27 protein-coding genes are annotated in these 26909 nt (G+C 63.0%); 20 read left to right on the top strand and 7 right to left on the bottom strand.

Features of this window, described 5'->3' with window-relative positions; translation table 11 throughout:
* The 4 genes from TRIHO_RS17460 to ccoS form a co-directional block, all read left to right on the top strand.
* Nucleotides 1–710, top strand: a 710-nt coding sequence (locus TRIHO_RS17460) for a FixG Ig-like domain-containing protein (protein WP_332307236.1), incomplete at its 5' end; no start/stop codon positions are given.
* A gap of 3 nt (nucleotides 711–713) precedes the next feature.
* The gene (locus TRIHO_RS17455) at nucleotides 714–1190 is read left to right on the top strand and encodes a FixH family protein (RefSeq protein ID WP_068246650.1); all 477 of its coding nucleotides are present in this window, start codon (nucleotides 714–716) and stop codon (nucleotides 1188–1190) included.
* Between the two features lie 65 nt (nucleotides 1191–1255).
* On the top strand, nucleotides 1256–3445 hold the full coding sequence (locus TRIHO_RS17450) for a heavy metal translocating P-type ATPase (RefSeq protein ID WP_068246647.1): 2190 nt from the start codon (nucleotides 1256–1258) through the stop codon (nucleotides 3443–3445).
* Between the two features lie 20 nt (nucleotides 3446–3465).
* Nucleotides 3466–3624, top strand: coding sequence for a cbb3-type cytochrome oxidase assembly protein CcoS (gene ccoS / locus TRIHO_RS17445; RefSeq protein WP_068246645.1), 159 nt, complete (start codon nucleotides 3466–3468; stop codon nucleotides 3622–3624).
* A 56-nt stretch (nucleotides 3625–3680) separates the two neighbouring features.
* Here ccoS and TRIHO_RS17440 read toward each other — a convergent pair whose 3' ends face one another.
* Nucleotides 3681–5396, bottom strand: coding sequence for a serine hydrolase (locus TRIHO_RS17440; protein ID WP_068246642.1), 1716 nt, complete (start codon nucleotides 5394–5396; stop codon nucleotides 3681–3683).
* 317 nt (nucleotides 5397–5713) lie between these two features.
* The gene (locus tag TRIHO_RS17435) at nucleotides 5714–6427 is read right to left on the bottom strand and encodes an HAD family hydrolase (protein ID WP_068246656.1); all 714 of its coding nucleotides are present in this window, start codon (nucleotides 6425–6427) and stop codon (nucleotides 5714–5716) included.
* A 91-nt stretch (nucleotides 6428–6518) separates the two neighbouring features.
* Between TRIHO_RS17435 and clpS the strand changes: the two genes are divergently transcribed.
* The 5 genes from clpS (at nucleotide 6519) to TRIHO_RS17410 (ending at nucleotide 10773) form a co-directional block, all read left to right on the top strand.
* On the top strand, nucleotides 6519–6860 hold the full coding sequence (gene clpS / locus TRIHO_RS17430) for an ATP-dependent Clp protease adapter ClpS (RefSeq protein WP_068246639.1): 342 nt from the start codon (nucleotides 6519–6521) through the stop codon (nucleotides 6858–6860).
* A gap of 40 nt (nucleotides 6861–6900) precedes the next feature.
* Nucleotides 6901–7887, top strand: coding sequence for a class I SAM-dependent methyltransferase (locus tag TRIHO_RS17425; RefSeq protein ID WP_068246636.1), 987 nt, complete (start codon nucleotides 6901–6903; stop codon nucleotides 7885–7887).
* A 132-nt stretch (nucleotides 7888–8019) separates the two neighbouring features.
* Nucleotides 8020–8823 (top strand): SDR family NAD(P)-dependent oxidoreductase, encoded by an 804-nt coding sequence (locus tag TRIHO_RS17420; protein ID WP_068246634.1) that lies wholly within the window; start codon nucleotides 8020–8022, stop codon nucleotides 8821–8823.
* A gap of 30 nt (nucleotides 8824–8853) precedes the next feature.
* Nucleotides 8854–9756 (top strand): oxygen-dependent coproporphyrinogen oxidase, encoded by a 903-nt coding sequence (gene hemF, locus TRIHO_RS17415; RefSeq protein ID WP_068246631.1) that lies wholly within the window; start codon nucleotides 8854–8856, stop codon nucleotides 9754–9756.
* Nucleotides 9757–9879: 123 nt separating this feature from the next.
* On the top strand, nucleotides 9880–10773 hold the full coding sequence (locus TRIHO_RS17410; RefSeq protein WP_068246629.1) for a glycoside hydrolase family 25 protein: 894 nt from the start codon (nucleotides 9880–9882) through the stop codon (nucleotides 10771–10773).
* A gap of 30 nt (nucleotides 10774–10803) precedes the next feature.
* Here the strand turns inward: TRIHO_RS17410 and hemC are convergent, their stop codons facing one another.
* Nucleotides 10804–11760 (bottom strand): hydroxymethylbilane synthase, encoded by a 957-nt coding sequence (gene hemC / locus TRIHO_RS17405; RefSeq protein ID WP_068246627.1) that lies wholly within the window; start codon nucleotides 11758–11760, stop codon nucleotides 10804–10806.
* 121 nt (nucleotides 11761–11881) lie between these two features.
* Between hemC and hemE the strand changes: the two genes are divergently transcribed.
* Nucleotides 11882–12925: a uroporphyrinogen decarboxylase gene (gene hemE / locus TRIHO_RS17400; protein ID WP_068246624.1), complete on the top strand. Its 1044-nt coding sequence runs from the start codon at nucleotides 11882–11884 to the stop codon at nucleotides 12923–12925.
* 112 nt (nucleotides 12926–13037) lie between these two features.
* Here the strand turns inward: hemE and TRIHO_RS17395 are convergent, their stop codons facing one another.
* Complete coding sequence (locus TRIHO_RS17395; protein ID WP_068246622.1) at nucleotides 13038–14138, bottom strand: CaiB/BaiF CoA transferase family protein; 1101 nt, start codon at nucleotides 14136–14138, stop codon at nucleotides 13038–13040.
* Between the two features lie 169 nt (nucleotides 14139–14307).
* Here TRIHO_RS17395 and TRIHO_RS17390 point away from each other — a divergent pair, with 169 nt between their 5' ends.
* The 10 genes from TRIHO_RS17390 to TRIHO_RS17345 all read left to right on the top strand — a co-directional run bounded on the left by TRIHO_RS17390 (nucleotide 14308) and on the right by TRIHO_RS17345 (nucleotide 23418).
* Complete coding sequence (locus TRIHO_RS17390; protein ID WP_068246620.1) at nucleotides 14308–14838, top strand: CoxG family protein; 531 nt, start codon at nucleotides 14308–14310, stop codon at nucleotides 14836–14838.
* A 176-nt stretch (nucleotides 14839–15014) separates the two neighbouring features.
* Nucleotides 15015–15944 carry an ABC transporter ATP-binding protein gene (locus TRIHO_RS17385; protein WP_068246617.1) on the top strand — a complete coding sequence of 310 codons (930 nt, stop codon included), beginning with the start codon at nucleotides 15015–15017 and terminating at the stop codon, nucleotides 15942–15944.
* On the top strand, nucleotides 15941–16702 hold the full coding sequence (locus tag TRIHO_RS17380; protein WP_068246614.1) for an ABC transporter permease: 762 nt from the start codon (nucleotides 15941–15943) through the stop codon (nucleotides 16700–16702). The genes TRIHO_RS17385 and TRIHO_RS17380 overlap by 4 nt, the downstream gene beginning before the upstream one ends.
* 290 nt (nucleotides 16703–16992) lie before the next feature.
* Entirely contained in the window at nucleotides 16993–17790 is a 798-nt protein-coding gene (locus TRIHO_RS17375) for a S49 family peptidase (protein WP_068246611.1), read from the top strand.
* Between the two features lie 171 nt (nucleotides 17791–17961).
* Nucleotides 17962–18906: a calcium/sodium antiporter gene (locus TRIHO_RS17370; RefSeq protein ID WP_068246608.1), complete on the top strand. Its 945-nt coding sequence runs from the start codon at nucleotides 17962–17964 to the stop codon at nucleotides 18904–18906.
* Between the two features lie 39 nt (nucleotides 18907–18945).
* Nucleotides 18946–19722: an SDR family oxidoreductase gene (locus tag TRIHO_RS17365; protein ID WP_068246605.1), complete on the top strand. Its 777-nt coding sequence runs from the start codon at nucleotides 18946–18948 to the stop codon at nucleotides 19720–19722.
* Nucleotides 19723–20056: 334 nt separating this feature from the next.
* Nucleotides 20057–21946, top strand: a complete 1890-nt coding sequence (gene uvrC, locus TRIHO_RS17360) for an excinuclease ABC subunit UvrC (protein ID WP_068246603.1) — start codon at nucleotides 20057–20059, stop codon at nucleotides 21944–21946.
* A gap of 104 nt (nucleotides 21947–22050) precedes the next feature.
* Complete coding sequence (pgsA, locus tag TRIHO_RS17355; RefSeq protein WP_068246600.1) at nucleotides 22051–22722, top strand: CDP-diacylglycerol--glycerol-3-phosphate 3-phosphatidyltransferase; 672 nt, start codon at nucleotides 22051–22053, stop codon at nucleotides 22720–22722.
* Complete coding sequence (gene moaD / locus TRIHO_RS17350; protein WP_068246597.1) at nucleotides 22722–22967, top strand: molybdopterin converting factor subunit 1; 246 nt, start codon at nucleotides 22722–22724, stop codon at nucleotides 22965–22967. The genes pgsA and moaD overlap by 1 nt, the downstream gene beginning before the upstream one ends.
* Before the next feature lie 4 nt (nucleotides 22968–22971).
* The gene (locus tag TRIHO_RS17345) at nucleotides 22972–23418 is read left to right on the top strand and encodes a molybdenum cofactor biosynthesis protein MoaE (protein WP_068246595.1); all 447 of its coding nucleotides are present in this window, start codon (nucleotides 22972–22974) and stop codon (nucleotides 23416–23418) included.
* A gap of 124 nt (nucleotides 23419–23542) precedes the next feature.
* Here TRIHO_RS17345 and TRIHO_RS17340 read toward each other — a convergent pair whose 3' ends face one another.
* The 3 genes from TRIHO_RS17340 to ubiA form a co-directional block, all read right to left on the bottom strand.
* Nucleotides 23543–23863, bottom strand: a complete 321-nt coding sequence (locus TRIHO_RS17340) for a hypothetical protein (RefSeq protein ID WP_068246592.1) — start codon at nucleotides 23861–23863, stop codon at nucleotides 23543–23545.
* Nucleotides 23860–25857: an OmpA family protein gene (locus tag TRIHO_RS17335; RefSeq protein ID WP_082705183.1), complete on the bottom strand. Its 1998-nt coding sequence runs from the start codon at nucleotides 25855–25857 to the stop codon at nucleotides 23860–23862. The genes TRIHO_RS17340 and TRIHO_RS17335 overlap by 4 nt, the downstream gene beginning before the upstream one ends.
* 81 nt (nucleotides 25858–25938) lie before the next feature.
* A complete protein-coding gene (gene ubiA / locus TRIHO_RS17330) occupies nucleotides 25939–26901 on the bottom strand; it encodes a 4-hydroxybenzoate octaprenyltransferase (protein ID WP_068246589.1) in 963 nt (320 codons plus the stop codon).
* Between the last annotated feature and the right edge of the window lie 8 nt (nucleotides 26902–26909).

The raw sequence follows: 26909 nt of genomic DNA, 5'->3' as shown, positions 1-26909 counted from the left end.
GGCGGGGCGAGCCCCGCGGCAAACATCACAAAGCCGAAGACGCAACCGTCGGGGGCGACTGTATCGAGTGCATGGCCTGCGTGAACGTCTGCCCCATGGGGATCGACATTCGCAACGGCCAGCAGATGGAGTGCATCACCTGCGCGCTGTGTATTGATGCCTGTGATGACGTAATGGCCAAAATCGGAAAGCCGCGCGGGTTGATCGACTACCTGGCCCTTTCGGATGAAACCGCCGAACGGGCCGGGGCGTCGCCACGGCCGGTCTGGAAACATGTTCTGCGGCCCCGGACAGTGCTGTACGCGCTCATGTGGGGGGGCGTTGGGCTTGCTTTGGTCTTTGCCCTGTTCATCCGCGCGGACATCAGCATGACGGTCGCCCCGGTGCGCAATCCAACCTATGTCACGATGTCGGATGGCGCCATCCGCAACACCTATGATGTGCGGCTGCTCAACAAACATGGCCAAGCGCGGGCGTTCGAGCTGTCTATCGTCGGGGATCCCGCACTGACGATGTCGCGGGAGGGGGCCAGCGATGCCACGATCATCGTGCCGGCCGATACAACGGTTCGACAGCGGATCTATGTCGTCGCCCCGGCACCGAGCGACCCCGCCGCGCGTGCGCGCAGCTCGCTGCGGTTCTGGGTCGAGGACCGTGAGTCCGGCGAACGCGCCTATCGCGATAGCACTTTCAACGGACGGGGAGACTGATCCATGACCAGCAAGACAAACGCGACCTCCCGTCGCTTTACCGGGTGGCACATGCTGGCCATTTGCGTGGCATCCTTCGGGGTGATCATTGCGGTCAACGTGACCATGGCAGTGAAGGCGGTGCGCAGTTTTCCCGGGCTGGAGGTGCAAAATTCATATGTGGCCAGCCAGGAGTTCGACATGCGCCGTGCCGCACAAGAGGCGCTGGGCTGGTCGGTCTATGCCACCGCGCGCGGCGACAGCGTGCGGCTGGAGATATCCGACCGGCAAGGCAATCCGGTCGAGGTGGCATCGCTGACTGCGACCCTTGGACGCGCGACCCAGGTCAGGGACGACCAGACACCCGCCTTCGTCTATGATGGGGCGGCCTATGTGGCCAAGGCGGCGCTGGCACCGGGGAATTGGAACATCCGCATGATCGCGCGGGCGGCAGATGGGACCGAGTTTCAGCAGCGTGTCATCCTGCATGTGAAAGGGTAGGGCATGGTTTGCGACAGTAGAACGGCAATGCGGCCTCTGATCGGTGCGCAAGGGGCGCGACGGCAATGAGCGATGCGGCGCATCCTCGGCTCGCCGTGTGTCCCGGTTGCATTCCGGGGGTAGCGGACCCTGTCAACCCGGCCCCGACGGTGGCACGTCTGGCGCTGTCTTTGCCGACCATCCACTGCCAGGCGTGTATTTCGACGCTGGAGCGGGCGCTTGGTGCGATGCCGGGCGTGCGGTCCGCGCGGGTCAACCTCACGCTGAAACGCGCCTTGGTCGAGGCGGAGCCGGACCTGTGCGCGGCGGATCTGATCTCCATGTGCGAGGGGCTGGGTTTCGAGGCGCATGAACTGGATCTGACCGCCCTGACCTCGACCCAGTCTGACCGCGCCGGGCGCGCGCTTCTGGTTCGGTTGGCCGTGGCTGGTTTCGCCTCGATGAATGTGATGCTGCTGTCGATCTCGGTCTGGTCCGGTGCGTCCGATGCGACTCGGGACATGTTCCACTGGATCTCCGCTGCGATCACATTCCCGGCCATTGTATTTTCCGCACAGCCGTTTTTTCACAACGCCTGGAACGCCCTCAGGGCCCGGCGACTGAACATGGATGTGCCGATCGTGCTGGCGCTTGTCCTGGCTCTGGCGACCTCGTTCTGGGAAACCTCTCTGTCTGGCGAACATGCCTATTTCGATGCGGCCCTGACCCTGACGTTCTTCCTGCTGGCGGGGCGCTATCTGGACCACCGCACCCGCGCGGCCGCCCGTTCTGCCGCAGAGGAGCTTTCGGCCTTGGAAGTTCCCCGCGCCTGGCGGCTGGACGCCACCGGTCAGGCGACCGAGGTCGCCGTCGCCGATTTACAGGTGGGCGATCTGATCCGGGTCCGACCGGGGGGGCGCATGCCTGTGGATGGCGTTATTGTTGACGGGCGTTCCGAGTGCGACCGGTCCTTGCTGACGGGAGAGACCCTGCCCGTGTTGGCGGAGCCCGGCGCAGAGGTCTCAGCGGGCGAAGTCAACCTGACTGGGCCGCTGACCCTGCGCGCCACGGCGGTCGGTCAGGATACCTCGCTGCATCGGTTGGCGGATCTTGTGGCGATCGCGGAATCCGGCCGCTCGCGCTACAGTTCGCTGGCGGATAACGCGGCCAGGCTCTATGCGCCCGGCGTGCATATCCTGTCGGCCTTGGCTTTTGCAGGGTGGTATCTCTATTCTTTCGATTTGCGGATGGCGCTCAATATCGCGGCAGCGGTTCTGATCATCACCTGCCCATGTGCGCTCGGGCTTGCGGTTCCGGCGGTGACAACAGCGGCCTCTGGACGCCTGTTCCGCGCAGGGCTTCTGGTGAAACATGCCACTGCTCTGGAACGGCTGGCCGAGGTGGACACCGTTGTGTTCGACAAGACGGGGACCCTGACCGCAGGCACGCCAGAGGTGGTGAACCTGTCGGAACTTTCGCCGCGCCAGCGTGCGGTTGCTCTGGCGCTGGCCGCGGGCTCGGCCCATCCTCTGGCGCAATCCCTGACCAAGGCGATTTTAGCGGCGGGAGAGCGTCCAGCGCCGGTAGCGGACCTGACCGAAATCCCCGGCGATGGCATCGAAGCCAGTTCCGAGGGCCGCAGGGTCCGATTGGGCCGCGCGTCCTGGATCGGCCTCGACCTGAACACTGGTGCTGCTCAAACCGCGACCTGGCTCGACATCGGTGAGGGTGACCCGTTTGCGATCTTTTTTGCCGATGCACCGCGTCCCGGCGCCGCGCGGCTGGTCGGTCAGCTGCAGGAGGCCGGAAAGCGGGTCGTGCTGATCTCGGGCGATACCACCGCGCCGGTCGCCGATCTCGCGGCCCGACTTGGCATTTCAGAATGGCACGCCGAGGTCCTGCCCGCGCAAAAGGCGGCCCATGTCGCGGCGTTGACGCAATCCGGCCATCGGGTGTTGATGGTTGGCGACGGGTTGAATGATACGGCCGCGCTTGCGGGCGCGCATGTGTCGATCTCGCCCGCTTCGGCGCTGGATGCCGCGCGGGTCGCCTCCGACATTGTTCTGTTGGGACAGGATCTTGTGCCAATCGCCGAGGCCTGCCGACTTGCAACAACGGCCACCCGTCGCATTCGGCAGAACTTTCGCATCGCGACGGTCTACAACATCATTGCTGTGCCGCTGGCGATTGCAGGCCTGGCGACACCCTTGATCGCGGCCCTCGCGATGTCCACATCCTCGGTCAGCGTCTCCTTGAATGCGTTACGGTTGCGCTGACCAATGAAAAGGACCGACGGATGATTGTTCTCGCGTATCTCATCCCGATATCCCTGCTGCTCGGTGGGATTGGGCTCTTCGCCTTTATCTATACGGTGCGCACGGATCAATACGATGACCCCGAAGGCGACGCCCGCCGCATTCTGAGTGACGAGTGGGATGATCAGCCCAAGCCCTGACAGGTCCTGACCCACCCTGACGGATCACCGCCCGGCCCGCAGGCCTGGCGGTGCCCTTAGGACTCCGGGCCGAGCGTCTGGCAGGTCACATTGCGCGAGGTCAGTCGGCTACAGGCGCGTTCGGCGCCTTCGCGCGTCATGCCGAGGAAATGGGCATCAAAACCGCGCGGGCTTTGCACCACCTTGCGCAGGCTGCCATCCAGGGTTTCCATCTCTGACAGCGCGGTGCGCAGCAATACTTTTTCGGCCTGGAAGCGCGTGGTGTAGCGGCCTACGTTGACCCCCCAGTAGCGTCCACCAGAGGTCGAAAGACGTGTGACGACCACCGGTTCCTCTGCGGCAGAGGCGATCTGGCTGTTGAAGGCCGCCGGGCGCGCTTGCGGGCGCGGACCGGTGTAACGGCGCTGGGTCGGAGCCGACACGGCCTTGGCCACGGCGGTGCGGATTTCCGCCTTCAGCGTGTCATTGCCTGCGACAACTGCAAGGGGGGTGGAGGCGGCGGCACCCTGCGCTTCCGGCTGCACTTCGGCAGGCCGTGCGGAGACTTCGGTAATCTCCAGAATGGCACTGTTGATGCCCGATTGCAGCGCTTCGGTGTCGAGCGCGGCGATTTGCACCGTCTCTTCGGTTGGATCGCCAGTCGCGACGCTTGCCGGGCTGGCTCCTTCGGGAAGGGTCGCCGCGGCCACCAGAAGGGCGGGATCGGTTTCGGCAACCGGCCGGATGCGGGGACGCGGGGTGTCGGTCACGACGCCGCTGACCCGGATGGTCTTGCCGGCGATTCCATGAGTTTCATCGGCGGCCAGTTGCAACCCGCCATTGCCAAGATAGGGCGGCAGGCCGGGTTTTTGCAGCTTGGCGTAGGCCGGGGCCTTGCGGAACCCGAGATCCAGCAGCTCTGCGATCTTGGCGTTGCGGGCAGGCGTGGAGGTGCCCCCAAAAACGGTTGCAATGATCCGTTCGTCACCGCGCTTGGCCGAGGAGACAAGGTTGAAGCCCGCCGCGCGGGTATATCCCGTCTTGATGCCGTCCGCGCCCTTGTAGGCGGCCAGAAGACGACGGTTGGTGTTGTAGACGACCTTCAGACCCGCGTCGGTCGAGGTGCGTTTGAAAAGGTTATAATACTCTGGGTAGTCATACAGGATATGACGGCCCAACACCGTCATGTCGCGGGCGGTGGACAGATGCCCGTCCGCCGTCAGCCCATGGGCGTTCTTGAAGGTCGTGCGGGTCATCCCGAGGGCTTTGGCCGTGCGGGTCATCCGATTGGCAAAGGCGGCTTCGGACCCTGAAATCGCTTCGCCGATGGCCGTTGCCGCGTCATTGGCGGATTTTACAGCAGCGGCGCGAATCAGGTACCGCAGGGCGATGGTCTGGCCCGTTTGCAGGCCGAGTTCCGACGGCGGCTCAGCGGCGGCATTGCGGGACACCGTGATCTTGTCATCCAGGCTGATCTCGCCGTTTCGCACCGCCTCGAACGCGATGTAGAGCGTCATCATCTTGGTCAAGGAGGCCGGATGCAGTCTGGCGTCGGCATTGTCCTCGTGCAGCACTTGTCCGGTGCGCGCATCCATGACCAGCGCCGCGTAAGGCGCCGCCTTGACCTGCGCGGATTGCGTCGCCGCCAGCCCCGCCGTCAGCGTCAGAACCTGCCCGACGCGCAGACAGGATCGCACCATCCTGCGAAGAGAAACTTGTATTTTGCCACGACCAGACCCCGCCACAAAAAAGGAGGAGGGACGACCGTCATCGACCTGAGAAATCACTGCCATGTTTGCCTCGTGTCGCCGGTTTTCCGACTGACGTTTATCTGCTTCGGTCAGCGTACCACAGCCGGTTTGCCGAATAAACCAGTTGTGAGGGAACAACCGGCGGGCAAACCAGCACCAGCGCTGTGCAGTTTCGACATCTAGTGGGTCGCGCCATCCGGGCCGCTAAATAGAGCGAGGATGCTGCGTCAGGATCGGGAAAATTTCTGCAGGTGGCGCTGCGATGGATTTGTGCAGAGACGCTATTTTACGAGGCGGTTGCGGCCTCCGGGTCACAGCAGTGAAGAAATGGTTAACATAAGATCGCGTCTCGGCGAGTCTCAGCCGATCCGCGCCACCAGCTCCGCGAGCCCGCCAAGGTCGGCGATCTCGTGGTAGCGATCGCTGTGCACCGGTGGCTCTGCATGTTCGACTTCCCAGATCTGTCCCTGCGGCACATAGACCCCGTGGCCGCCCGCTTCGACGATGGGCACAACATCAGAACGCATGGAATTGCCGGCCATCAGGGCATGGGCGGGCCCGGTGCCGTGCCGTGCAAAGATCTCTGTATAGATTTGCGGTGTTTTCTCGGAAACGACCTCCACGGCATCAAACAATTCGCCAAGGCCGGATTGCGCCAGTTTGCGTTCCTGATCCAGCAAGTCCCCCTTGGTGATCAGCACCACCTTGTAGTCTTTTGCGACGGATTCGACCGCGGTCCTGGCATGCGGCAACAGTTCGATTGGAAAGGACAGCATCATCTGCCCCGCCTCCAGCAGGTCCTTGATGACGCGGGCGGGGACGCGCCCCTCGGTCACTTCGATCGCGGTTTCGATCATCGAAAGGGTAAACCCTTTGACCCCATACCCATAGGTGCCGAGGTTCCGCTTTTCCGCGTCCAGCAGCTTGCGCTCCAGCGCCTCCGGCCCCATGTCTGAGGGTGTATGATCCATCAGCAGCTCGGCGAACCGGTCCTGGGTCACGCGAAAGAAACGTTCATTGTGCCAAAGCGTATCGTCGGCATCAAAACCGATGGTATTCAAATTGCGCGACATATTCATGCTGTCAGTCTCTTTTCCTAAAGGCACATTCCCCTATATAAGCCGGTGACATACGCAGATGCACGACTGGATACCTGGACCGCCCATGCTAAAGCACCCCGTGATGATGACGGACAACCCGGAAGACGAGAGCGACCTTGGTCTGCTGACCAAAACCCGCCCGCGTACGCAACGGCCGCCGCGATACAAGGTGTTGTTGCTGAATGACGATTACACGCCGATGGAATTCGTGGTGATCGTGCTGGAGCGTTTCTTTGGCCTGAACCACGCGCAAGCCTTTGAAATCATGCTGACTGTGCACAAAAAAGGCCTCGCTGTCGTCGGGGTCTTCAGTCATGAGGTGGCCGAAACCAAGGTGGCTCAGGTCATGGATTATGCCCGCCGCCACCAGCATCCGTTGCAATGCACCATGGAAAAAGAAGAGTGACCGCACGGGCGGCTCTGTTCTGTTGAAAGGCCCTGAATAAATGTCACAACGCCTGAGCCTCGCGGTTCAATCGGGCGATTTCGCCGTACCTGAAGAGGGGCGAATCGCTGTATTTCATCCGCGCGACGGCCATGATCTATCCGCTTTGCCAACTGCGCAGGTCGTGGTTATCCAACCCCAGAAGCCGGAATATGACAGCTGGACGGCGCGCGGCTATCTGTGTCGCGCCGACACCCCAGCCGATGATCGGTTCGCGGCCGCCGTGGTCTTTGTGCCGCGGGCCAAGGCGCTGGCCCGTCATCTGCTGGCAGAGGCGGTGGTCATCACTGACGGGCCGGTGCTGATCGACGGCGCAAAGACGGACGGAATCGATTCGATCTTCAAGGAGCTGAAAAAACGCAGCGCACCGTCGCCCGCGATTTCAAAGGCCCATGGCAAGCTGTTCAGCATCGACGCGGATCTGGACCTGTCCGATTGGCGCGCCACGCCGCAAGAGATCGCGCCCGGTTGGGTGACAGGTCCCGGTGTGTTTTCGGCGGATGGGATCGACCCTGCTTCGCAGCTTCTGGCAGAGCGTCTGCCGCTGAAACTGGGCAAGACGGTCGCGGATCTCGGGGCCGGTTGGGGCTATCTGTCGCGCCAGATCCTCAGCCGTGAGGCGGTAACCACGCTGCATCTGGTCGAGGCAGACCAAGGCGCGCTGACCTGCGCCCGCCAGAATGTCACCGACCCCCGCGCCACCTTTCATTGGGACGATGCCCGCAGTTGGGGCGCAAAGGGCAGCCTGGATACGGTGGTGATGAACCCGCCGTTTCATACGGGCCGCACAGCGGAGCCTGCACTGGGGCAGGCGTTTATCGCCAATGCCGCGCGCCTGTTGAAACCGGCCGGGCAGCTCTGGTTGGTGGCCAACCGGCATCTGCCCTATGAGACTGCGCTGACCGACTCCTTCGCACAGGTCGAAGAAACCGCCCGAGACAACCGGTTCAAGGTGCTGCATGCGGCGCGCCCACGTCGCGGCCGCTAGGCGCGCGTTTGCAAAACACTGTTCAATTTCTGTCGGCTTCCCGCTATTGTCGCGCGGACCCGTGGCGCGATCCCTGCCGCGGTCCGACCTGGGGGACAGGCCGACCGTTCTGATGCATGCAAGGATCTTCATATGAGTTTTTCGATCTCCGGAAAGACCGCGATTGTGACCGGCGCGTCCAATGGCATCGGCCTCGCCATCGGCCGCCAATTCGCCAAGGAAGGCGCGAAGGTCATGTTCGTTGACCAGGACGAATCCGCCCTGTTACAGGAACTTGGAAATGTCGCCGAGGATAGCAATATCCGTCATTTTGCAGGTGACCTGCGCGAGCGGCTGACCATAGCGAACCTGCTTTCCGCGACCATTGATGCCTTTGACCGTGTTGACATTCTGGTCAACGGCGCCCGCAAGGTGGTGTCCAGCGATCCCATCGATCCTGATGACGAAAGCGTGGAATTTCTCCTGCGTCAGAACCTGATGTCCACCCTGCGCCTGTCGCAGCATGTGGCCAAACGGATGATCCGGCAGGGCGAAGAGCGGGGCGATCAGAGTGCGAATGGGGCGATCATCAACCTGTCGTCGATTGCCGCCCGCCGCACCCACCCGGATCTGATGGCCTATTCCGTCGCCTCTGCGGCGCTGGACCAGATGACCCGTTCGCTGGCAGTGTCGCTGGCCCCCCATCGCATCCGGGTCAATTCCATTGCCTTTGGCTCGGTCATGAGCGCCTCGATGCAGGCGACGCTCAAGGACAACCGTTCGCTGCGGCAAAACATCGAAGAACACACGCCGCTGAACCGGATCGCGCCACCGACAGAGCTGACTGAAACCGCGCAATACCTGGCATCGGATGCCTCTGGGTTCATGACCGGGCAGGTGCTGACGCTGGACGGTGGCCGCACCCTGCTTGATCCGGTCACCGCCCCGGTGCATTGAGCCGCAAACGCCAGACGACAGGAGATCTCGATGAGCGAGCAGAGCACTGACATGCGGGACGAAAAAGCGCGCGCGGCGGCATGGTTCCGGGAGCTGCGCGACCAGATTGTTGCGGCTTTCGAGGGGCTGGAAGACAGCCATGCCGAGGGCCCCTTTGCCGAACTGGAGCCAGGTCGTTTTGAGCTGAGCGAGACGTCGCGCCACGCCGAGGATGGCTCCGATGCCGGTGGTGGCTTGATGAGCGTGATGCGCGGCGGGCGCGTTTTCGAGAAGGTTGGCGTCAATATTTCCGAGGTCTATGGCACCCTGGGCGCGCGGGCCCAGACGGCTATGGCAGCGCGCAAGGGGCTGCCCGGGATGAAGGAGGATCCGCGTTTCTGGGCCTCCGGCATCTCGCTCGTGGCCCATATGCGCAACCCTCACGTGCCTGCGGTACATATGAACACACGGATGTTCTGGACCCCGCACGGCTGGTGGTTTGGCGGCGGATCGGACCTCAACCCCTGCATTGAATATGCCGAGGACACCGCGCATTTTCACACGATCCAGCAGGCCCATCTCGACCGGCACGACACGGCGCTGTACCCGCGGCTGAAGGCTTGGGCGGATGACTATTTCTTTATCCCGCACCGGGGGCGTGCACGGGGCGTTGGCGGCATCTTTCTCGACGATCACAACAGCGGCGACTGGGCGGCGGATTTTGCCCTGATTCAGGACATTGGCCGCGCTTTTTTGCCGGCCTTCGTGCCCTTGGTCGAGAAGCGTCGCGGGCAATCCTGTGATGCAGAGGACAAGGATGCGCAGCTGATCCATCGCGGTCTTTATGCAGAATACAACCTGGTCTACGACCGGGGCACCAAATTCGGTCTGGAAACCGGCCATGATGCCAATGCCGTGCTGATGAGCCTGCCGCCAATGGCGAAATGGGTCTGACATCCGGCTCGGTGTGAATCCGCGCAGCGGGGGGCCTCGATGCGGTTTCACGCCATTCTGCGTTGAAGGGCTGACCTGTCTTCTGCTTATTGGGGGCGGGCAGGTTTTCAAGGTAGATCAGTAATGACAAAACGATGGTTTTTTGGGTTCGGGATGCTGGCGCTGCTGGCCTCCTGTGGCAGTTCGACGCGCGCGCCGGTGCCCCCGCCACCGCTCGCAGCCCCGGTGCAGCGCCAGGTCGATCCCGCCTTTGCTGCCGCCTATGCGGTCCTGGCCACCTATCCGCGGTTCGGTGACAACGACCCACACGACTGGGCCGGGCGCGATCCCTGGAGCTATCCGATCCACGGCATTGATGTCGCGCGCTATCAAGGCAGGATCGACTGGAATACCGTCCGCGACTCGGGGGTGTCTTTCGCCTGGATCAAAGCGACAGAAGGCGGAGACTTCCTGGATCCGGAGTTCACCTCGAACTGGCGCGAGGCCGGCCGTGCAGGGTTGCGACGCGGGGCCTATCATTTCTACTATTTCTGCCGCTCGCCAGAGGAGCAGGCCCGGTGGTACATCCGCAATGTGCCCAAGCTGGCCACGTCCTTGCCGCCGGTGCTGGACATTGAATGGAACCACGCCTCGCCCAGTTGCAGGCGCCGTCCGTCCGGGGCGGAGGCCCGGCATGAGGCGGAGCGGTTCATTGAGAAAATCACCGCCCACTATGGTCGCCGCCCGGTGGTCTACACCACGGTGGATTTCTATCGCGACACCGGGATCGGCCAGATCAAGGGGGTGGATTTCTGGTTGCGCTCGGTCGCGGGCCATCCGGAGGCGGTCTATCCCGGGGCGCATTGGGCCTTTTGGCAGTATACCGGCACCGGATCGGTGCCGGGGATCACGGGCAATGTGGACCTCAATGTCTTTGGTGGCAGTGCAGAAAACTGGCTGCAGTGGCTGGGCTACCGGAAATACCTGCCGGAAGAGCCGCAGGTGGCAGCGGCGAGCCCCAACCCCGCGCCAGACTAACGCCGGGGGCGGGGAGCGCGGGCGCGGCTGTCACAGTGTGAAGAAGCCTTGCCCTGCCCGCGCGCGCAACGCCTGTCCCATGTGGTGACCAAGCGCCGCCCCGTCTTCGATGGCACAGCTCTGGGCGTCGGTCAGCGCCTCGGACCCATCGGGCCGCAACACTTCGCCGCGTAACTGCAAGGTGCCTCCGGAAAGCTCGGCCAGGGCGGCGATGGGGGTCTCGCAAGAGCCATCGAGCGCGGCAAGAAAGGCACGCTCAGCCGCCAGGCGCAGGCTGGTTTCGGCGTGATGGATGGCTTCCAGCATTGCGGCAGCGGCGGTGTCGTGGCGGCGGCGTTCGATGCCGATGGCACCCTGGGCGACGGCGGGCAGCATGTCTTCGGGCGCGATCGGGGTGGCGGGCACCGCCTCGGCCATGTTGAGGCGGCGCAGTCCGGCCATTGCAAGAAACGTGGCGCTGGCCACCCCGTCCTGGAGTTTTTGCAGTCGCGTCTGAACGTTGCCGCGAAACTCAACCACCTGCAGGTCTGGGCGTCGGTGCAGCAATTGCGCGCGGCGGCGCAGCGAGGAGGTGCCGACCACGGTGCCTTCGGGCAAGTCGGCAATGGCGCCAATGGCGGGCGAAACAAAGGCGTCCCGCACGTCCTCACGCGGCAGATAGCAGTCCAGGGTCAGCCCCTCTGGCTGTTCGGTCGGCATGTCCTTCATCGAATGGACCGCGATGTCGATGGCGCCAGAGGTCAGCGCTTCTTCGATTTCCTTGGTGAACAGCCCCTTGTTGCCGATCTCCTTAAGCGGGCGATCCGCGTCGATCATGGCGCGGTTGTCCCCGGTGGTCTTGATCACCACAATGTCAAAGGCCGTCGGCTCCAGCGCAAAGGCACGGGCCAGGCGGTCGCGGGTCTCATAGGCCTGGGCCAGTGCCAGCGGTGAGCCGCGGGTGCCGATTTTCAGGGGTGAAGCGGGAGTGGGCAGGGTCAGGGTCATGGCAGACAGAAGTAATCGCGACAAAATGCCATGGCAAGCGTCAGGGTGTCCCAAAGGGGCAAGCCTTGACAATTTGCCGCTGACGCTAGACCTCAGGGGCAGCAGAAGAAAGGGGCTGAGCATGGGCCAACAGAAGAAGATCCTGCGCGCACTCGCGGGGGAAACGCAGGATGTGCCGCCGATCTGGATGATGCGCCAGGCGGGACGCTATCTGCCGGAGTATCGCGCGACGCGGGCGCAGGCCGGAGATTTCCTCAGCCTGTGTTACAATCCGGAGCTGGCCGCCGAGGTGACCCTGCAGCCGATCCGCCGCTATGGGTTCGACGCTGCGATCCTGTTTGCCGATATCCTGTTGGTGCCCCAGGCGCTGGGGGCGGATCTGTGGTTCGTCACCGGCGAGGGGCCGCGCCTGTCCACCATCACCTCCGAGGCGGATTTTGCCAAGCTGGGACCTGCCAGCGACGTGCATGAGACGCTGAACCCGATTTATGAAACCGTGCGCATCCTGTCGCGGGAGTTGCCGCAGGAGACGACGCTGATCGGCTTTGCCGGGGCGCCCTGGACTGTGGCGACCTATATGATTGCGGGACGCGGCACGCCGGACCAGGGTCCGGCTCATGCGCTGATGCAGGAGAACACGGCCCTGTTCGAGGCGCTGCTGGCGCGCATCACCGAAGCGACGATCACCTATCTCTCTGCCCAGATCGAGGCGGGGGCCGAGGTGGTGAAGATTTTTGACAGCTGGGCGGGCTCGCTGAAGGGCGCCGCTTTTGAAGCCTATGCGCTGGAGCCCGCGCGCGCGATCACCGCCGCGCTCAAGGCGCGCCATCCCGGGGTGCCGATCATCGGTTTTCCGCGCGAGGCCGGCGAGAAATACATCGGGTTCCATAAGGCCACGGGCGTGGACTGTGTGGCGCTGGACAATTCGGTCGATCCGGACTGGGCGGCGGCCCATGTGCAGGTCGATGGCTGTGTGCAGGGCAATCTGGCCTCGCGGCATATGGTGACAGGCGGCGAGGATCTGGTGCGCGATACCCGCCGCATCGTCAATGCATTCTCCAAGGGCCCGCATATCTTCAACCTTGGCCACGGCATCACACCGGATGCGAACCCCGATAACGTGCAGCTGATGATCGACACGGTGCGCGAAGGCGCAGGACATTAGCGGCACGGGGAATTCAGCGGAGCCCGGGCCGCTGGCCCGGGCTCAGGTTCGTTTGCCTGAGGGGCAAGGCCCCTCAGGGGCGCACCGCTGTCAGCTCATCGCCTGAGGTTGGTCAGGTAACCGAGGCAGCGTGCCGCACCGCAAGATCCTGCAGGATTTCGTCACGGTGTTGGTCCCGCATCGGAATTGGGCCGGGGCGTTTGCCGATGGCGTCAAAACGCGGCGCGGGCGCCGGTTGCAGGTCTCCGTCGATGTCGACCCAGGTTTCGCGGCTGTTCATCGGGTGCAAGGCAGCCTCGGTGGGGGAGAGCACGGGCGCGACACAGGCATCGGAACCGTCAAACAACGCCGCCCAGTGATCGCGGGTCTGGGTGCAAAACTGACCTGCCAGGCGGGCCGTCAGCTCGGGCCAGAGTGTCTTGTCGAATTGCCGGGCGAAATCGGGATCCTCAGACAGACCCATCTTGTCCAGAAACTGCAGGTAGAACTTCGGCTCCAGACATTGAACGGAGACATGGCCGCCGCCCTTGCAGGCATAGCTGCGGCTCCAATGCGGGCCATCCAGCAGATTGCGGCCGCGCTGGTCGCCAAACCCTCCGGCCTGTCGTATGGCCATCAAAAGCGCCATCATATGCGCCGAGCCATCATAGATCGCTGCATCGACCACGGTGCCCACACCGGTCCGTGCGGCGCGCAGGAGCCCGGCCAGCATCCCGGCGACAAGGTAGAGCGCGCCGCCCCCGATATCGCCAACCAATGTCGGCGGCGTCAGGGGCACATCCTGTGGTGCAGAGGCCGACCAGAGGGCGCCTGAGAGCGAAATGTAATTCAGATCGTGCCCGGCCACCTGCGCCAATGGGCTTTTCTGTCCCCAGCCCGTCATCCGTCCATAGACCAGACCTGGGTTGAGCGCGCACATATCCTCCGGCCCGAGGGTCAGCCGCTCCATCACACCGGGGCGGAACCCCTCTATCAGCCCATCGGCTGAGGCAATCAACGCGCGGGCGGTGCGCTGGTCCTCCGGGGTCTTCAGGTCCAGCGCGATGGATTTCTTGCCCCGGTCAAGGAGCGAGCGATCCGGCATGCCGGGGGTCCCTGCGCCGCCCTTGCGATGGATGCAGATCACCTCGGCCCCGAGATCCGCCAGCATCATGGCAGCAAAGGGCGCAGGCCCAAGCGCCTCGACCTCGATGATGCGAATTCCTTCCAGCATGACGCGGGCCTCCTGTTGCGCGCAAGTCCTCCGGGCCCCACCATGCCCCGATCTTTGGGTCTTCGGCAATCGCAGCGATCTGTCCGTCGCAGCGGTCTGGCCCGTTGGCAGCGCCGATGGGAACCGCTAGACCTATGGGGCACTGCAACACTGGACAGGGAGAGACGCCATGCAGATGAGTGACCAAAAAGAGATCGCCGCCGATCCTGCAACTGTTTACGCAGCGCTGCTGAACCCGGATGTCCTGAAGACCTGTGTTCCAGGCGCGCAAGAGGTCTCCGGTTCGCCCAGCGAGGGGTTCGAGGCGAAGGTGACGCAGAAGGTCGGCCCGGTCAAAGCGACCTTTACCGGCAAGGTGACCCTTTCGGATCTGATCGAGAATGAAAAACTGACGATTTCCGGCGAGGGCAAGGGCGGGGCGGCAGGATTTGCCAAGGGCGGCGCGGTTGTGACCCTGGCACCGAGCGAGACCGGGACCTTGTTGTCCTATGATGTCGATGCCAAGGTCGGCGGCAAGCTGGCCCAGCTTGGCAGTCGTATCATCGATGGCTTCGCCAAAAAAATGGCGGATCAGTTCTTTACCAACCTGCAGACAACGCTGGCACCCGCCGCCGCCGCCGACCCCGAAGCGGAGACCGCCGGGCCTGCTGATGCAGGCGAGAAAAAGGGCTGGCTGAAAAAGATCACTGGCGGATCCTGAACCGAAGACAGTGATGCGGGGACGCCGGGGCGTGAATTCAAGGCTGCGCAGGTGCACATTCGCTTGCGCGGCCATGGGGGTGGTCCGGCTCTCACGGGATTGTTACCTCGTTTCAGGTTCGTGAACCGTCCGGTTCACTGATGCCAAGATCAACAAAGATCAGAACCGGAGGCCTCATGAGCACCATTCTGTCCATCACGGATCTGCGAAAATCCTACGCCGGCGGGTTCGAAGCGCTGAAAGGCGTGAGCCTCGATATCGAGGAAGGCGAAATCCTGGCGCTGCTCGGGCCCAACGGGGCCGGCAAAACGACCTTGATCTCGACGGTCTGTGGGATCACGACCGCCACCTCGGGATCCGTCAAAGTCGCAGGTCATTGCATCCAGCAGGAGTTTCGCGCGGCGCGCGAGATGATCGGTCTGGTGCCGCAAGAGATTAACCTGGAACCGTTTGAGACGGTCTGGAACACTGTACGGTTTTCCCGTGGCCTGTTCGGCAAACCCAGGAACGATGCGCTGTTGCAGGACATCCTGACGAAGCTTTCGCTCTGGGACAAGCGTAACAGCCAGGTCAAGGAACTCTCCGGCGGCATGAAGCGCCGGGTGCTGATTGCCAAGGCATTGAGCCATGAACCTCGGGTTCTGTTCCTCGATGAACCAAGCGCGGGTGTCGATGTCGAGCTGCGCAAGGACATGTGGGACGTGGTGCGCGAATTGCGTCAAAGCGGCGTCACCATCATTCTGACCACCCATTACATCGAAGAAGCCGAAGCGATGGCCGACCGGGTCGGGGTGATCGCCAAGGGGGAAATCCTGCTGGTGGAAGAGAAATCCGATCTGATGGCCCGGATGGGCAAGAAGGAGCTGGAGGTCATGTTGACGGAGCCGATCTCTGATGTGCCTGCATCCCTGGCGGCGCATGGGCTGCGCATTGGTCCGCAGGGGCGGTCGCTGATCTATACCTACGACGTCAAGGCGGAGCGCACCGGCATCACCACGCTGTTGAACGATGTGGCGGCGGCTGGGCTGGTCCTGTCGGATGTCTCGACGCGGCAATCGAGCCTTGAAGATATCTTTGTCGACCTGGTGAAGGGAGAACCATCATGAACTGGACAGCAGTTGCCGCGATCTATCGCTTCGAGATGGCCCGGTTTTTCCGCACTTTGGCGCAAAGCTTCATCTCGCCGGTGTTGTCGACCTCGCTTTATTTCGTGGTCTTTGGCGCTGCCATCGGCAGCCGGATCGAACAGGTCGAAGGGGTGTCCTATGGGGCGTTTATCGTGCCGGGCCTGATCATGCTGAGCGTCATCACGCAGGGCATTTCGAATGCGTCCTTCGGGATCTACTTTCCGAAATTCATCGGGACGATCTACGAGCTGTTGTCCGCGCCGGTCAACTTTCTTGAAATCGTGCTGGGCTATGTCGGCGCGGCGGCGACCAAGGCCCTGTTTATCGGGGTGGTGATCCTGATCACGGCGCATCTCTTTGTGGATCTGACGATCCAGCATCCCTTTGCGATGATCCTGTTCCTGGTGCTGACCTGTGTCAGCTTTGCTTTGCTGGGGTTCATCATCGGGATCTGGGCGAAGAATTTCGAACAATTGCAACTGGTGCCGCTGCTGATCGTGACGCCGCTGATCTTTCTTGGGGGATCGTTCTATTCGATCTCCATGCTGCCGCCTGTGTGGCAAACCATCACGCTGTTCAATCCTGTCGTCTACCTGATTTCGGGGTTCCGCTGGTCCTTTTTCGGGGTGGCGGATGTGCCGATCGGGCTGAGCCTGCTGGCGATTGCCGCCTTCACCGGCCTGTGTCTTGTGGCAATCGGCTGGATCTTCAAAACCGGCTGGCGGCTGCGGGCGTGACAGGAACCGGGTGGGGCTCCCGCCCAGCCTGAGACGGGCCTGACGGCCCGTCCCGGTCCGGTTGGGCATGGCGCCGCGCCCCCTGATGGGGACGCGGCGCGGTTGCGTCCAGCCTTGCTGTTTGCTGCTGGTCGCTGGCCAGGGGCAGGGCTGCCACCCCGGTCGCGCGCCGTGATCCCCGTCGGAATACGTTGCATATATACCCGCGCAGGGGACTGAAACGGGGCCGGGCGATAATTCCTCCGGAGCTGCATCTTGTTTCCAGAGGGTGGGCATTCTACATCGGCGCCATGAGTTTGCGCATCCCTTTCCTGAAACGTCCGCCCACTGTGGCGGTGGTTCGCCTCGCCGGTGCTATCGGCATGTCTGGCCGCGGCAGCCTGAACGACGCCTCGCTCGCTCCGGTGCTGGAGCGGGCCTTTAAGAAGGGAAAACCCTCTGCGGTTGCGCTGGAGATCAACTCTCCCGGTGGCAGCCCGGTGCAAAGCGCCCTGATCGGCGCCCGCATTCGTCGTCTGGCCGAGGAACACAACGTCCCGGTTCTGGCCTTTGTCGAGGATGTGGCAGCCTCGGGCGGCTATTGGCTGGCCTCTGCCGCGGATGAAATTTTTGCCGACGCCAGCTCGGTTGTCGGCTCGATCGGGGTGGTTTCGGCGGGCTTTGGCGCGCATGTGTTCCTCGCCCGTCAGGGGGTGGAACGTCGCGTCCATACCGCAGGCGAGAGCAAGAGCATGCTCGACCCTTTCCGCCCGGAAAAGGAAGAGGACGTGGCGCGGCTCAAGGTCCTGCTGAACGACATCCACGCCAATTTCATCGATCATGTCACCGACCGGCGCGGTGCGAAACTTGCCGATGATGCCAGCCTGTTCACCGGCGAAGTCTGGCTGGCCCGGCGGGCCGAAGCGCTGGGGCTGATCGACGGGATCGGCCACCTGAAACCGGTGCTGGAGGCGCGCTTTGGCAGGAAACTGCGCCTGCGCCGCTATGACGCCAAGAAACCGTTCCTCAGCCGGATCGGCCTGTCAGTAGCCGAGGACGCGCTGGCGGCGGTGGAGGAGCGTGCCCAGTTTGCACGTTTTGGCCTCTGACGTGATTTTCAAGATCGTTGCCCTGTTTCTGGCTGGCATGGCCGTCCTTGCGATGTTCGGACGCCTGCGGTTTCCGGGACAAAAGAAGTTGAATTCGGCGCGTTGCTCATCCTGTGGTCGGTTCAGGATCGGCAAGGGGCCTTGTACATGTGGACGAGGAGGTCCCAAATCATGATGCCCTGGCTGTTTTCGGCTCTAGGCCTGGTGATCCTGCTGCTCGCGGGTGATGCGCTGGTGCGCGGGGCGGTGAACCTGTCGCTTCGGGTCGGGATCCCGGCGCTGATCGTCAGCCTGACCATCGTCGCCTTCGGGACCTCTGCACCGGAACTTCTGATCGCGGTGCAAGCGGTGCATGAGAATGCCGACGGGATCGCCCTTGGCAATGTGGTGGGATCGAACACCGCCAATATCCTTCTGGTCCTGGGTATTCCCGCGATCCTGCGCACCCTGCACACCAGCGAATGCGACACGCGCAAGAACTATGTCTTTATGATCGGCGCGTCGGTGCTGTTCATCGCGCTGGCCTTCGTCGGCACCTTCACCTGGGTGTCCGGGGCGGTGATGCTGGCGGTCCTCTTCGCTATTCTCTTCGTCGCCTTTCGCGAAACACGCGCCCATCGCGCCGCCGGAGAAGCGAACGAGCTGGAAGAGATCGAAGAGGCGGACCCGGATATGCCCTGGTGGCGCATCGGGCTTTATCTGGTTCTGGGTCTGATCGGCCTGCCGCTGGGGGCCGAGCTGCTGGTGGACAACGCCACCATCATCGCCCGGTTGTATGGGTTGAGCGAAACCGTGATCGGCCTGACGCTGGTGGCGGTCGGAACCTCGCTGCCGGAACTGGCGACCACCCTGATGGCGGCGCTGCGTCGTCAGGCGGATGTGGCGCTGGGCAACGTGATCGGCTCCAACATGTTCAACCTGCTGGCCATCATCGGGCTTGCCACTTTCATCGGGCCGATTTCGGTCGATCCAGAGTTCCTGCGCTTTGACCTCTGGGTGATGCTGGCCTCGTCTCTGTTGATCATTCCGTTCGTGTTCTTTCGTCAGGACATCAATCGTGTCTGGGGGATCCTGCTGACGGCGGTTTATGTGGCTTACGTCTGGGTGCTGCTCTAAACCTGACAGACAGGGATCATCACCGGCAGGAGGCAGCAGATGCGGGCATTGGTAACCGGGGCAGGCAAACGCCTTGGACGCGCTATGGCGCTGGCTCTGGCCGAGGATGGCTATGATGTTGCCGTCCACTATGCCCATTCGCAAGACGCTGCCACCGATACGGCGCGGCTGATTACGGCGATGGGGCGGCAAGCGGTCGTTCTGCAGGCGGATCTGTTGCAGGATACGCAAACCAGCGCCCTGTTGCCCCGCGCGGCGCAGGCTCTGGGGGGGGCGATCACCTGTCTGGTCAACAATGCTTCCATCTTTGAACCGGACGAGCTGGCCACCGCAAGCCGTGACAGTTGGGACCGCCATATGCAAAGCAACCTGCGCGCGCCCTTCCTGTTGCTGCAAGCGCTCGCCGGGCAGGACTGGCCCCAACCGGGCGGTGAGGACAGCGATCCGCCGTGCCGCGCCGTTGCGATCAACATGATCGATCAGAGGGTGCGTAAACTGACGCCGCAATTCATGAGCTATACGCTGGCGAAATCGGCGCTGTGGACCCTGACGCAAACGGCGGCGCAGGCGCTGGCCCCTCAGATCCGGGTGAATGCCATTGGTCCCGGCCCGACGTTGCAAGGCCCGCGTCAGTCGGCCCAGGACTTTGCCAGCCAGCGGGCCGCAACGCTGCTGCAGGGCGGGGCGGAGGTGCAGGACATCACATCAGCCCTGCGCTATCTGGTCTCGGCGCCCTCGGTCACTGGCCAGTTGATCTGCGTCGATGGCGGGCAACACCTGTGCTGGCAGACGCCAGATACGCAAACACCGGAATAAGCGATCCGCGGACAGACAGATCTGTCGCCAATATGCAATTGCAGAAAACCAGCCAAGACTTATGCACCCGTCACAGGTCGTTTACCTAGACGTTACAAAAACACCAATGCTTTCAAGTGTTTGAACGGGGTGTGGATAAATAATAAATAAAATCAATGCCTTGCGTATTTGCTTAAAAATTAGTCAATTCAGCGAAGTCGCCACATTTAAAGGGAAAAACCCAACAAGCCCAAACTTATCATAAGGTTTATCCACAGGATCCGTGGATTCATCTCGGCTTGAATTCCGCTACTGAAGATTGCAGCACGGCGCGCAGAATCATATGTCAGTGCTTATGACCCAACCCAATGCAGAATCGCCCGACAGCGCGTCGCGCCCGGCAGCGCCGCCAACAGGCTACAGTGTCGTTCAGGCCTATCTGAAAACCCTGGAGACGGCCCCGGGCGTCTACCGGATGCTGGATGCCGAGAGCCGCGTTCTCTACGTCGGCAAGGCGCGCAATCTGCGGGCACGGGTGTCGAACTACGCGCGCCCCGGCCACAGCCCCCGCATTGAAAAAATGATCTCGCTCACGGCGTCGATGATGTTCCTGACCACCCGGACAGAAACAGAGGCCTTGCTGCTGGAACAGAACCTCATCAAGCAGCTGAAGCCCAAGTACAACGTGCTGCTGCGCGATGACAAAAGCTTTCCCAATATTCTGGTCGGCAAATCCCACGACTATCCCCAGATCAAAAAGCATCGCGGCGCCCGCAAGGAAAAGGGCAGCTATTTCGGCCCCTTTGCCAGTGCCGGGGCGGTCAACCGGACGCTCAACCAGCTTCAAAAGGCGTTTTTGCTGCGCAACTGCTCTGATGCGATGTTCGAGAGCCGCACCCGTCCCTGTCTGCAGTATCAGATCAAACGCTGCTCCGGTCCCTGCGTTGGCCTGGTCTCGCGCGAGGAGTACGCCGACAGCGTGCGCGACGCCGAACGGTTCCTGTCGGGCCGCTCGACCAGGATCCAGGAAGAGCTGGGCCAACAGATGATGGCCGCCTCGGAAGCGATGGAGTTTGAACGCGCCGCCGCCCTGCGCGACCGGATCAAGGCGCTGACACAGGTGCAGTCCGCCCAGGGCATCAACCCGCGCGGCGTCGCCGAGGCGGATGTCATCGGCCTGTTTCAGGACGCCGGTCAGGCCTGTGTGCAGGTCTTTTTCATCCGCGCCAACCAGAACTGGGGCAATCAGGATTTCTATCCTCGGGTCTCTGCGGATATGTCCCCGGCCGAGGTCATGGAGGCCTTCGTCGGCCAGTTCTACGACAACAAGGATGTGCCGCGTCAGCTGATCCTGTCGGATGACATGGAAAACGCCGATCTGATGGCCGCCGCGCTCAGCGACAAGGCCAATCGCAAGGTCGACTTGATCGTGCCCCAGCGCGGCGAAAAGGCTGAACTGGTCGCCAGTGCGGTCCGCAACGCCCGTGAAAGCCTCGCCCGCCGCATGGCCGAAAGCGCGACACAGGCCAAACTGCTGCGTGGGCTGGCGGAGGCCTTTGGTCTGGATGGTCCACCCGGCCGGATCGAGGTCTATGACAACTCGCATATCCAGGGCACCAATGCGGTGGGCGCGATGATCGTCGCCGGCCCCGAGGGTTTCATGAAAAACGCCTATCGCAAGTTCAACATCAAGGGCGAAGACCTGGTGCCGGGCGATGACTTCGGCATGATGAAAGAAGTGCTGAACCGCCGCTTCTCCCGTCTTTTGAAAGAGGACCCGGACCGCGACAAAGGCATGTGGCCGGATCTGCTGCTGATCGACGGCGGCGCCGGGCAGGTCTCCGCCGTGGCAGAGATCATGGCCGAACACGGCGTGCAGGATGTGCCCATGGTCGGGGTCGCCAAAGGCGTCGACCGCGATCACGGCAAAGAGGAATTCTACCGCCCGGGCGAAAACGCCTTTGCCCTGCAGCGCAATGATCCGGTGCTCTATTTCGTTCAGCGGATGCGCGACGAGGCACACCGCTTCGCCATCGGCACCCATCGGGCCAAGCGGGCAAAATCCATGGCGGCCAACCCGCTCGACGATATCCCCGGCGTCGGGGCCCGCCGCAAAAAGGCGCTCCTGACCCATTTTGGCAGCGCCAAGGCCGTGAGCCGCGCCAACCTGTCCGACCTGACCGCGGTCGAAGGCGTGTCCGATGCGCTGGCTGAAACGATCTACAACTTCTTTCAGGACCGCTGATCTGCGCGGCCCTTCGCCGGTGGCGCCCCGGGGACGCCGCACATTGCAGGGCGGAACTGGATTGGGACTTCCCGCCGCTTGCGACAGGTAGTAGGAATGCGGCTATGATCTGGAATTTACCGAATATCCTCACCGTATTGAGGCTGCTGGCCGCGCCCGCGCTGGCCGTCATGTTTCTCTTTTTCTCCCGCCCGCATGCGGATTGGTTTGCACTGGTCCTCTTTGTCAGCGCGGCGCTGACCGATTGGGTCGATGGCTATCTGGCCCGCAGCTGGAAGCAGGAGACCAAGATCGGCGCCATGCTAGACCCCATCGCGGACAAGGCGATGGTGGTGATCGCCCTGATGATTCTGGTGGGCTATGCCACCTCGCATTGGACGGCCTGGCTGGTTCTGCCCGCCACGGTCATCCTCTTCCGCGAGGTCTTTGTTTCCGGCCTGCGCGAATACCTCGGCGACACCGCCGGCACGCTCAAGGTCACCAAACTCGCAAAATGGAAAACCACGGCCCAGATGATCGCCATCGCGACACTTTTCTCGCAAGGCATCTTTGAACATCATCTGGGCATGGGGGGCTTCGGCATGGATCCGGCGATGGTGCAGGGGATCCTGTCTGGCACCGTCGAGGACACGCAGGGCTTGCGTTTCTACTTCGAGGGCATGGTCTGGTCGGGCCGCATCGGTCTGTGGCTCCTGTGGATCGCGGCCGCACTGACGCTGATCACCGGCGTCGACTATCTGAAAAAGGCCTTGCCGCACCTGAAGGAGACACGCTGATGGATGTTTTGTACTTCGCCTGGGTCCGCGAACGCATCGGTGTGCCAAAGGAACGGGTGGAAACGGACGCCGTAACGGTGGCCGAACTGGTCGCGGAACTGAGCGCCCGCGAAGACCGCTATGCTGCGGCCTTCGCCGATCTCTCCGCCTTGCGGGTGGCCCTGGATCAGGAGCTGGCAGAATTTGACGCGCCCCTTGCTGGCGTGCGCGAAGTGGCCTTTTTCCCACCGATGACCGGTGGCTGATCCGATGCGTATCGTGGTTCAGGACGCGCCTTTCGACTTGGCAGCAGAAACCGAACGCTTTGCGCAGGGCGCGGCGGGCGCAGGCGCCATCGTGACCTTCACCGGCGTGGTGCGCGAGGCCGACACCGGCACCATGACCGCCATGGATATAGAACATTACCCGGGCATGACCGAAAAGGCCCTGACCTCCATCGCCGCCGAGGCACTGTCGCGCTGGGACCTGACCGATGCGCTGGTGATCCACCGCTTTGGCCGTCTGCACACCGGCGAGCAGATCATGATGGTCGCCACCGCCGCCCGCCATCGCGTCGCCGCCTTCGAAGCGGCCGAATATCTGATGGACTACCTGAAGTCCCGCGCCCCTTTCTGGAAAAAGGAAATCCTCGCCGAGGGGGACGCGGCCTGGGTCGCAGCAAAAGACGATGACGAGGCCGCCCTCACACGCTGGTGATCGCCTTCATCTTTTCGAAAATACCTCGGGGGAGAGGCGCGACAGCGCCGAGGGGGCAGCGCCCCCATGCAGCCGAGGGAGGCAGCGCCCCGGTCTCTCCGGCCACCAGCCGCCAGTGAAATGGCTAGCCGGCGCCATGCAGTTGGATGCGCAGCTCTTCGGCTTCATGGCGTGCCTCGCGCAGCCCGTCCATGGCGGCGCGCAGCTCTGCTTCGGTCTGGTTCAGCTGATTGGTCAGCTCGGCCTCGCGCTGTTGCAGATAGGTGATCGCCTGATCGCGGGTTTCTTCTGCCTCATGCAACTCCTGGCTCATGCGGTCCAGATCGGCCACGTCGCTCTGGCGCACGCGGGTAAAGCGGTGCAGCAGCCAATTGGCAAACCACCCCAGCGCAAAGGCGACAAAGAGGATGATGGCTGTGGTCAGGATGAACTCTGTTCTGCTCATTGCCCGTCTGTCTCCTCTGGGGTCTCGGTCGTCTCGTCGTCAAAATCATCATGCAGCGGGGCAGCGTCGCCGTCGCTCTCGTCAGCGCTTTCGCCCGTGCTCTGGTCAATGTCCGCGTCACCCGCGTCAGAGGGTGTCTCCGCAGGTGCCGCGCCTTCGGCTTCATCGTCCCCGGCCATGTCGGCCTCGGATACGATCAGGCGGAACTCAATCCGCCGGTTGGCTTCGCGGCCTTCTTCGGTCTCGTTGCTGGCGATGGGATTGGTCTCACCATAGCCTCGCGCGATGAAGCTGCCGGTCAGCAGACGTCGCGCCCGCAGCGCATTCAGCACCGACTGCGCCCGCGCCTGACTCAGGTTCTGGTTCATCTCTTCCCGGCCCTGGCTATCTGTATGGCCCTGAACTTCCAACGGGATTTCACCGCATTGGCCGAGCAGCTTGGCGATCTTGTCAATCACACGCGCACTGTCCGCCGCCACAGTGGCAGAGCCGGGTTCAAAGGCGATCTTGTCGGCGCGCTGGATGGCGGCCAGTTCAGCCTCGCAGAGGGCGGGCGCCATCAGCTGGTCTTCGGGCTCGGGCGGGGCCTCGTAAACAAGGTCCAACTCGTATTCTTCGGCCTCACCCAGCTTGTCCGACAGCATCCGCGCGACCTCGGCGCTGGCGTTTTCGATATGGCTCATGCCGCGCACCGTCACCAGATCCGGCGTCACCGTCACCGCGCCGCGTTCCAGCTGCGCCAGCGCATCCAGCGCCGCCAGCACGCGGATCGGCCAGACACCGGGCAGGTCCGGCACGTTGCGGGTCGCCAGATAGACCGCATCAGAGCCAAACCGGGCCCGGGCGTAGCTGTCGACGGTCCGGCGCTGCGCGTCATCGCTCAACCGGCCCCGCAACTGCACCTGCCCCTCGGGGCTGAGGGTGGCGGAGAATTCCGGCGCGCTGTCAGAGGCCTGCGTTTCCGGCTCCGGCAAAACGGCATGCAGAACAAAAACCTGCGGCAGCGCATTTTCCAGCTCGCCCACCACCCGGTCGAACAGTGTCGGATTTGTTCCTTCGTCGGCAACCAGGGTGACATCGCCGTTGGAATAGGTGATCGACCCCTGTCCCAGCTCTGCCAGCGCCGACAGGCCGACTTCGACGGCGCGCGACCAATTCGCCGAGGGCACGCCCAAGCCGATGGTGCAATCGCCTTTGACGCGCAGCCCGGCCGCCTGCGCCGCCTGAAGGATCCGATCGCGGCTTTCGGTACTTTCTGCGGAACAGGCATCAAACCGGCCGCCATCGGGGGTGAGCACGTAGCGCAGCGTAAAGGGCGAGATCACCGGACGCGGCGCGGCAATGTCCAGCGCCACGTGAACGGTCGGCGGCGCCATCCGGTTCAGCTCGGCCTCAAGTTTGGTCTTGGCCTGGGGGCTGTCGGCAATGGCGGTGATGCGCACCTGGCCTGCCTCGACCGAGATCTTGGTGCGCGGCAACAACGCCAGCGCCTTTAGCGCATAAGCCATCGAATCGGCCCAATCCGGCGGCAACGGGTAGTCGGCAGTCTCAACAAAATCGGCGATGGGTGGGCGGCCCTTGATCTTGCCCAGCGTGTTCAGCAGTTCCGCGTGATCGCTGGCTGTGGGGATCAGGCCGATAATCGAGATACCGGCGTCGTTGCGCAGGATTTCTGTCGAAAACCGTGGCGGCGCAATCCCCTCGGACGGGGTCACCTCCATCTGGTCAATGATCCGCGAGGCATCCACCACCGCGCCGATACTGGAAATCGCGGCAAACCGGCGGGCCTCGGTCGGGGCCTCGCCTGACAGCTCCACCCGCAGCCCGTCGGCAACCACCTCGGCCCAGGAAAATCCGCCCTGATCCAAGGTGCGGCGCACCACGATCTCGGTATTGTCTTCCACCGCTGTCGCTGCAAATCCCGCTACCACCAGACTTAGGCCAGCCGCCCCGGCAAAGGTGAGCGAAGGGATCAGAAGCGAGGAGAGACGCATGAGGCAGGGCATTCCGGTCGTTTGATAGGCGTCTGTCTTACAAGGCTCGCGCCTTTGGATCAATCCAGTGCAGGACCGCAGCTATGCAAACTGTGCCAGCGCGAGGAAAATGAGCGGAATCAAGCCGGTGTCGCGGTTGAGCCGAAACAGCGCCAGCAGCCTGTCGTTGTTTTCAGCGTCAAAGGACCGCAGCTGCCAGGTCATGTGCCAGCCCATCGCCCAGGGGGCGCAGAGCGCCAGCGCCAGCGCCAGGATCGACCCGGCGGGCTGCACCGCCATGATGATCGCGAGCGCCATCAGGCAGACGGTGGCAACGATGAAACGTCGCAGCCAGGTCGGGGAATTGTCGCCGAACAGGCGGGCGGTGGATTTCACCCCGATCAGCGCATCGTCCTCGGTGTCCTGATGGGCATAGATGGTGTCATAAAACAGCGTCCAGGCCATCCCGGCCAGATAAAGCAGCACCGCCGGCCACTCCAGCCGACCACTATGGGCCACCCAGGCCAGCATCGCGCCCCAGTTGAACGCCAGCCCGAGGAAGATCTGTGGCCACCAGGTGAACCGCTTGGCAAAGGGATAGATCGCCACCGGAAACAGCGACAGAATGCCCATCGCAATTGCCGCCTGGTTGAAGCTCAGCAGGATTGCAAAGGCCAAAAGCGATTGCAGCGCCATCCAGGCCACCGCGCCCTTGACCGTGACCTGACCCGAGGGGATCGGCCGCGACCGGGTGCGTTCGACGCTGCCATCAATATGGCGGTCGGTGATGTCGTTCCAGGTGCAGCCCGCCCCCCGCATCAGCCAGGCGCCAAGCCCGCAACCGACAAAGATCCACAGATCCTCCCAGCGCGGGTTCTGCCCGGCCAGCATCGCCAGTGCCAGCCCCCACCAGCAGGGCAGCAGCAACAGCCACGTTCCGATCGGGCGATCGGCGCGGCTGAGGCGCAGATAGGGGCGGCTCCAGGCCGGGGCATGGATATCGACCCAATTGTCTTTCACCGCATCTGCGACTTGCCCATCTGGTGTTGGCGCCTGGCCTTGCATATGTAGGA

The sequence above is a fragment of the Tritonibacter horizontis genome (assembly GCF_001518015.1).
Classification (GTDB): Bacteria; Pseudomonadota; Alphaproteobacteria; order Rhodobacterales; family Rhodobacteraceae; genus Epibacterium; species Epibacterium horizontis.
The sequence above is the reverse complement of the archived record's forward strand: the minus strand, read 5'-3'. Positions and strand labels throughout refer to the sequence as shown.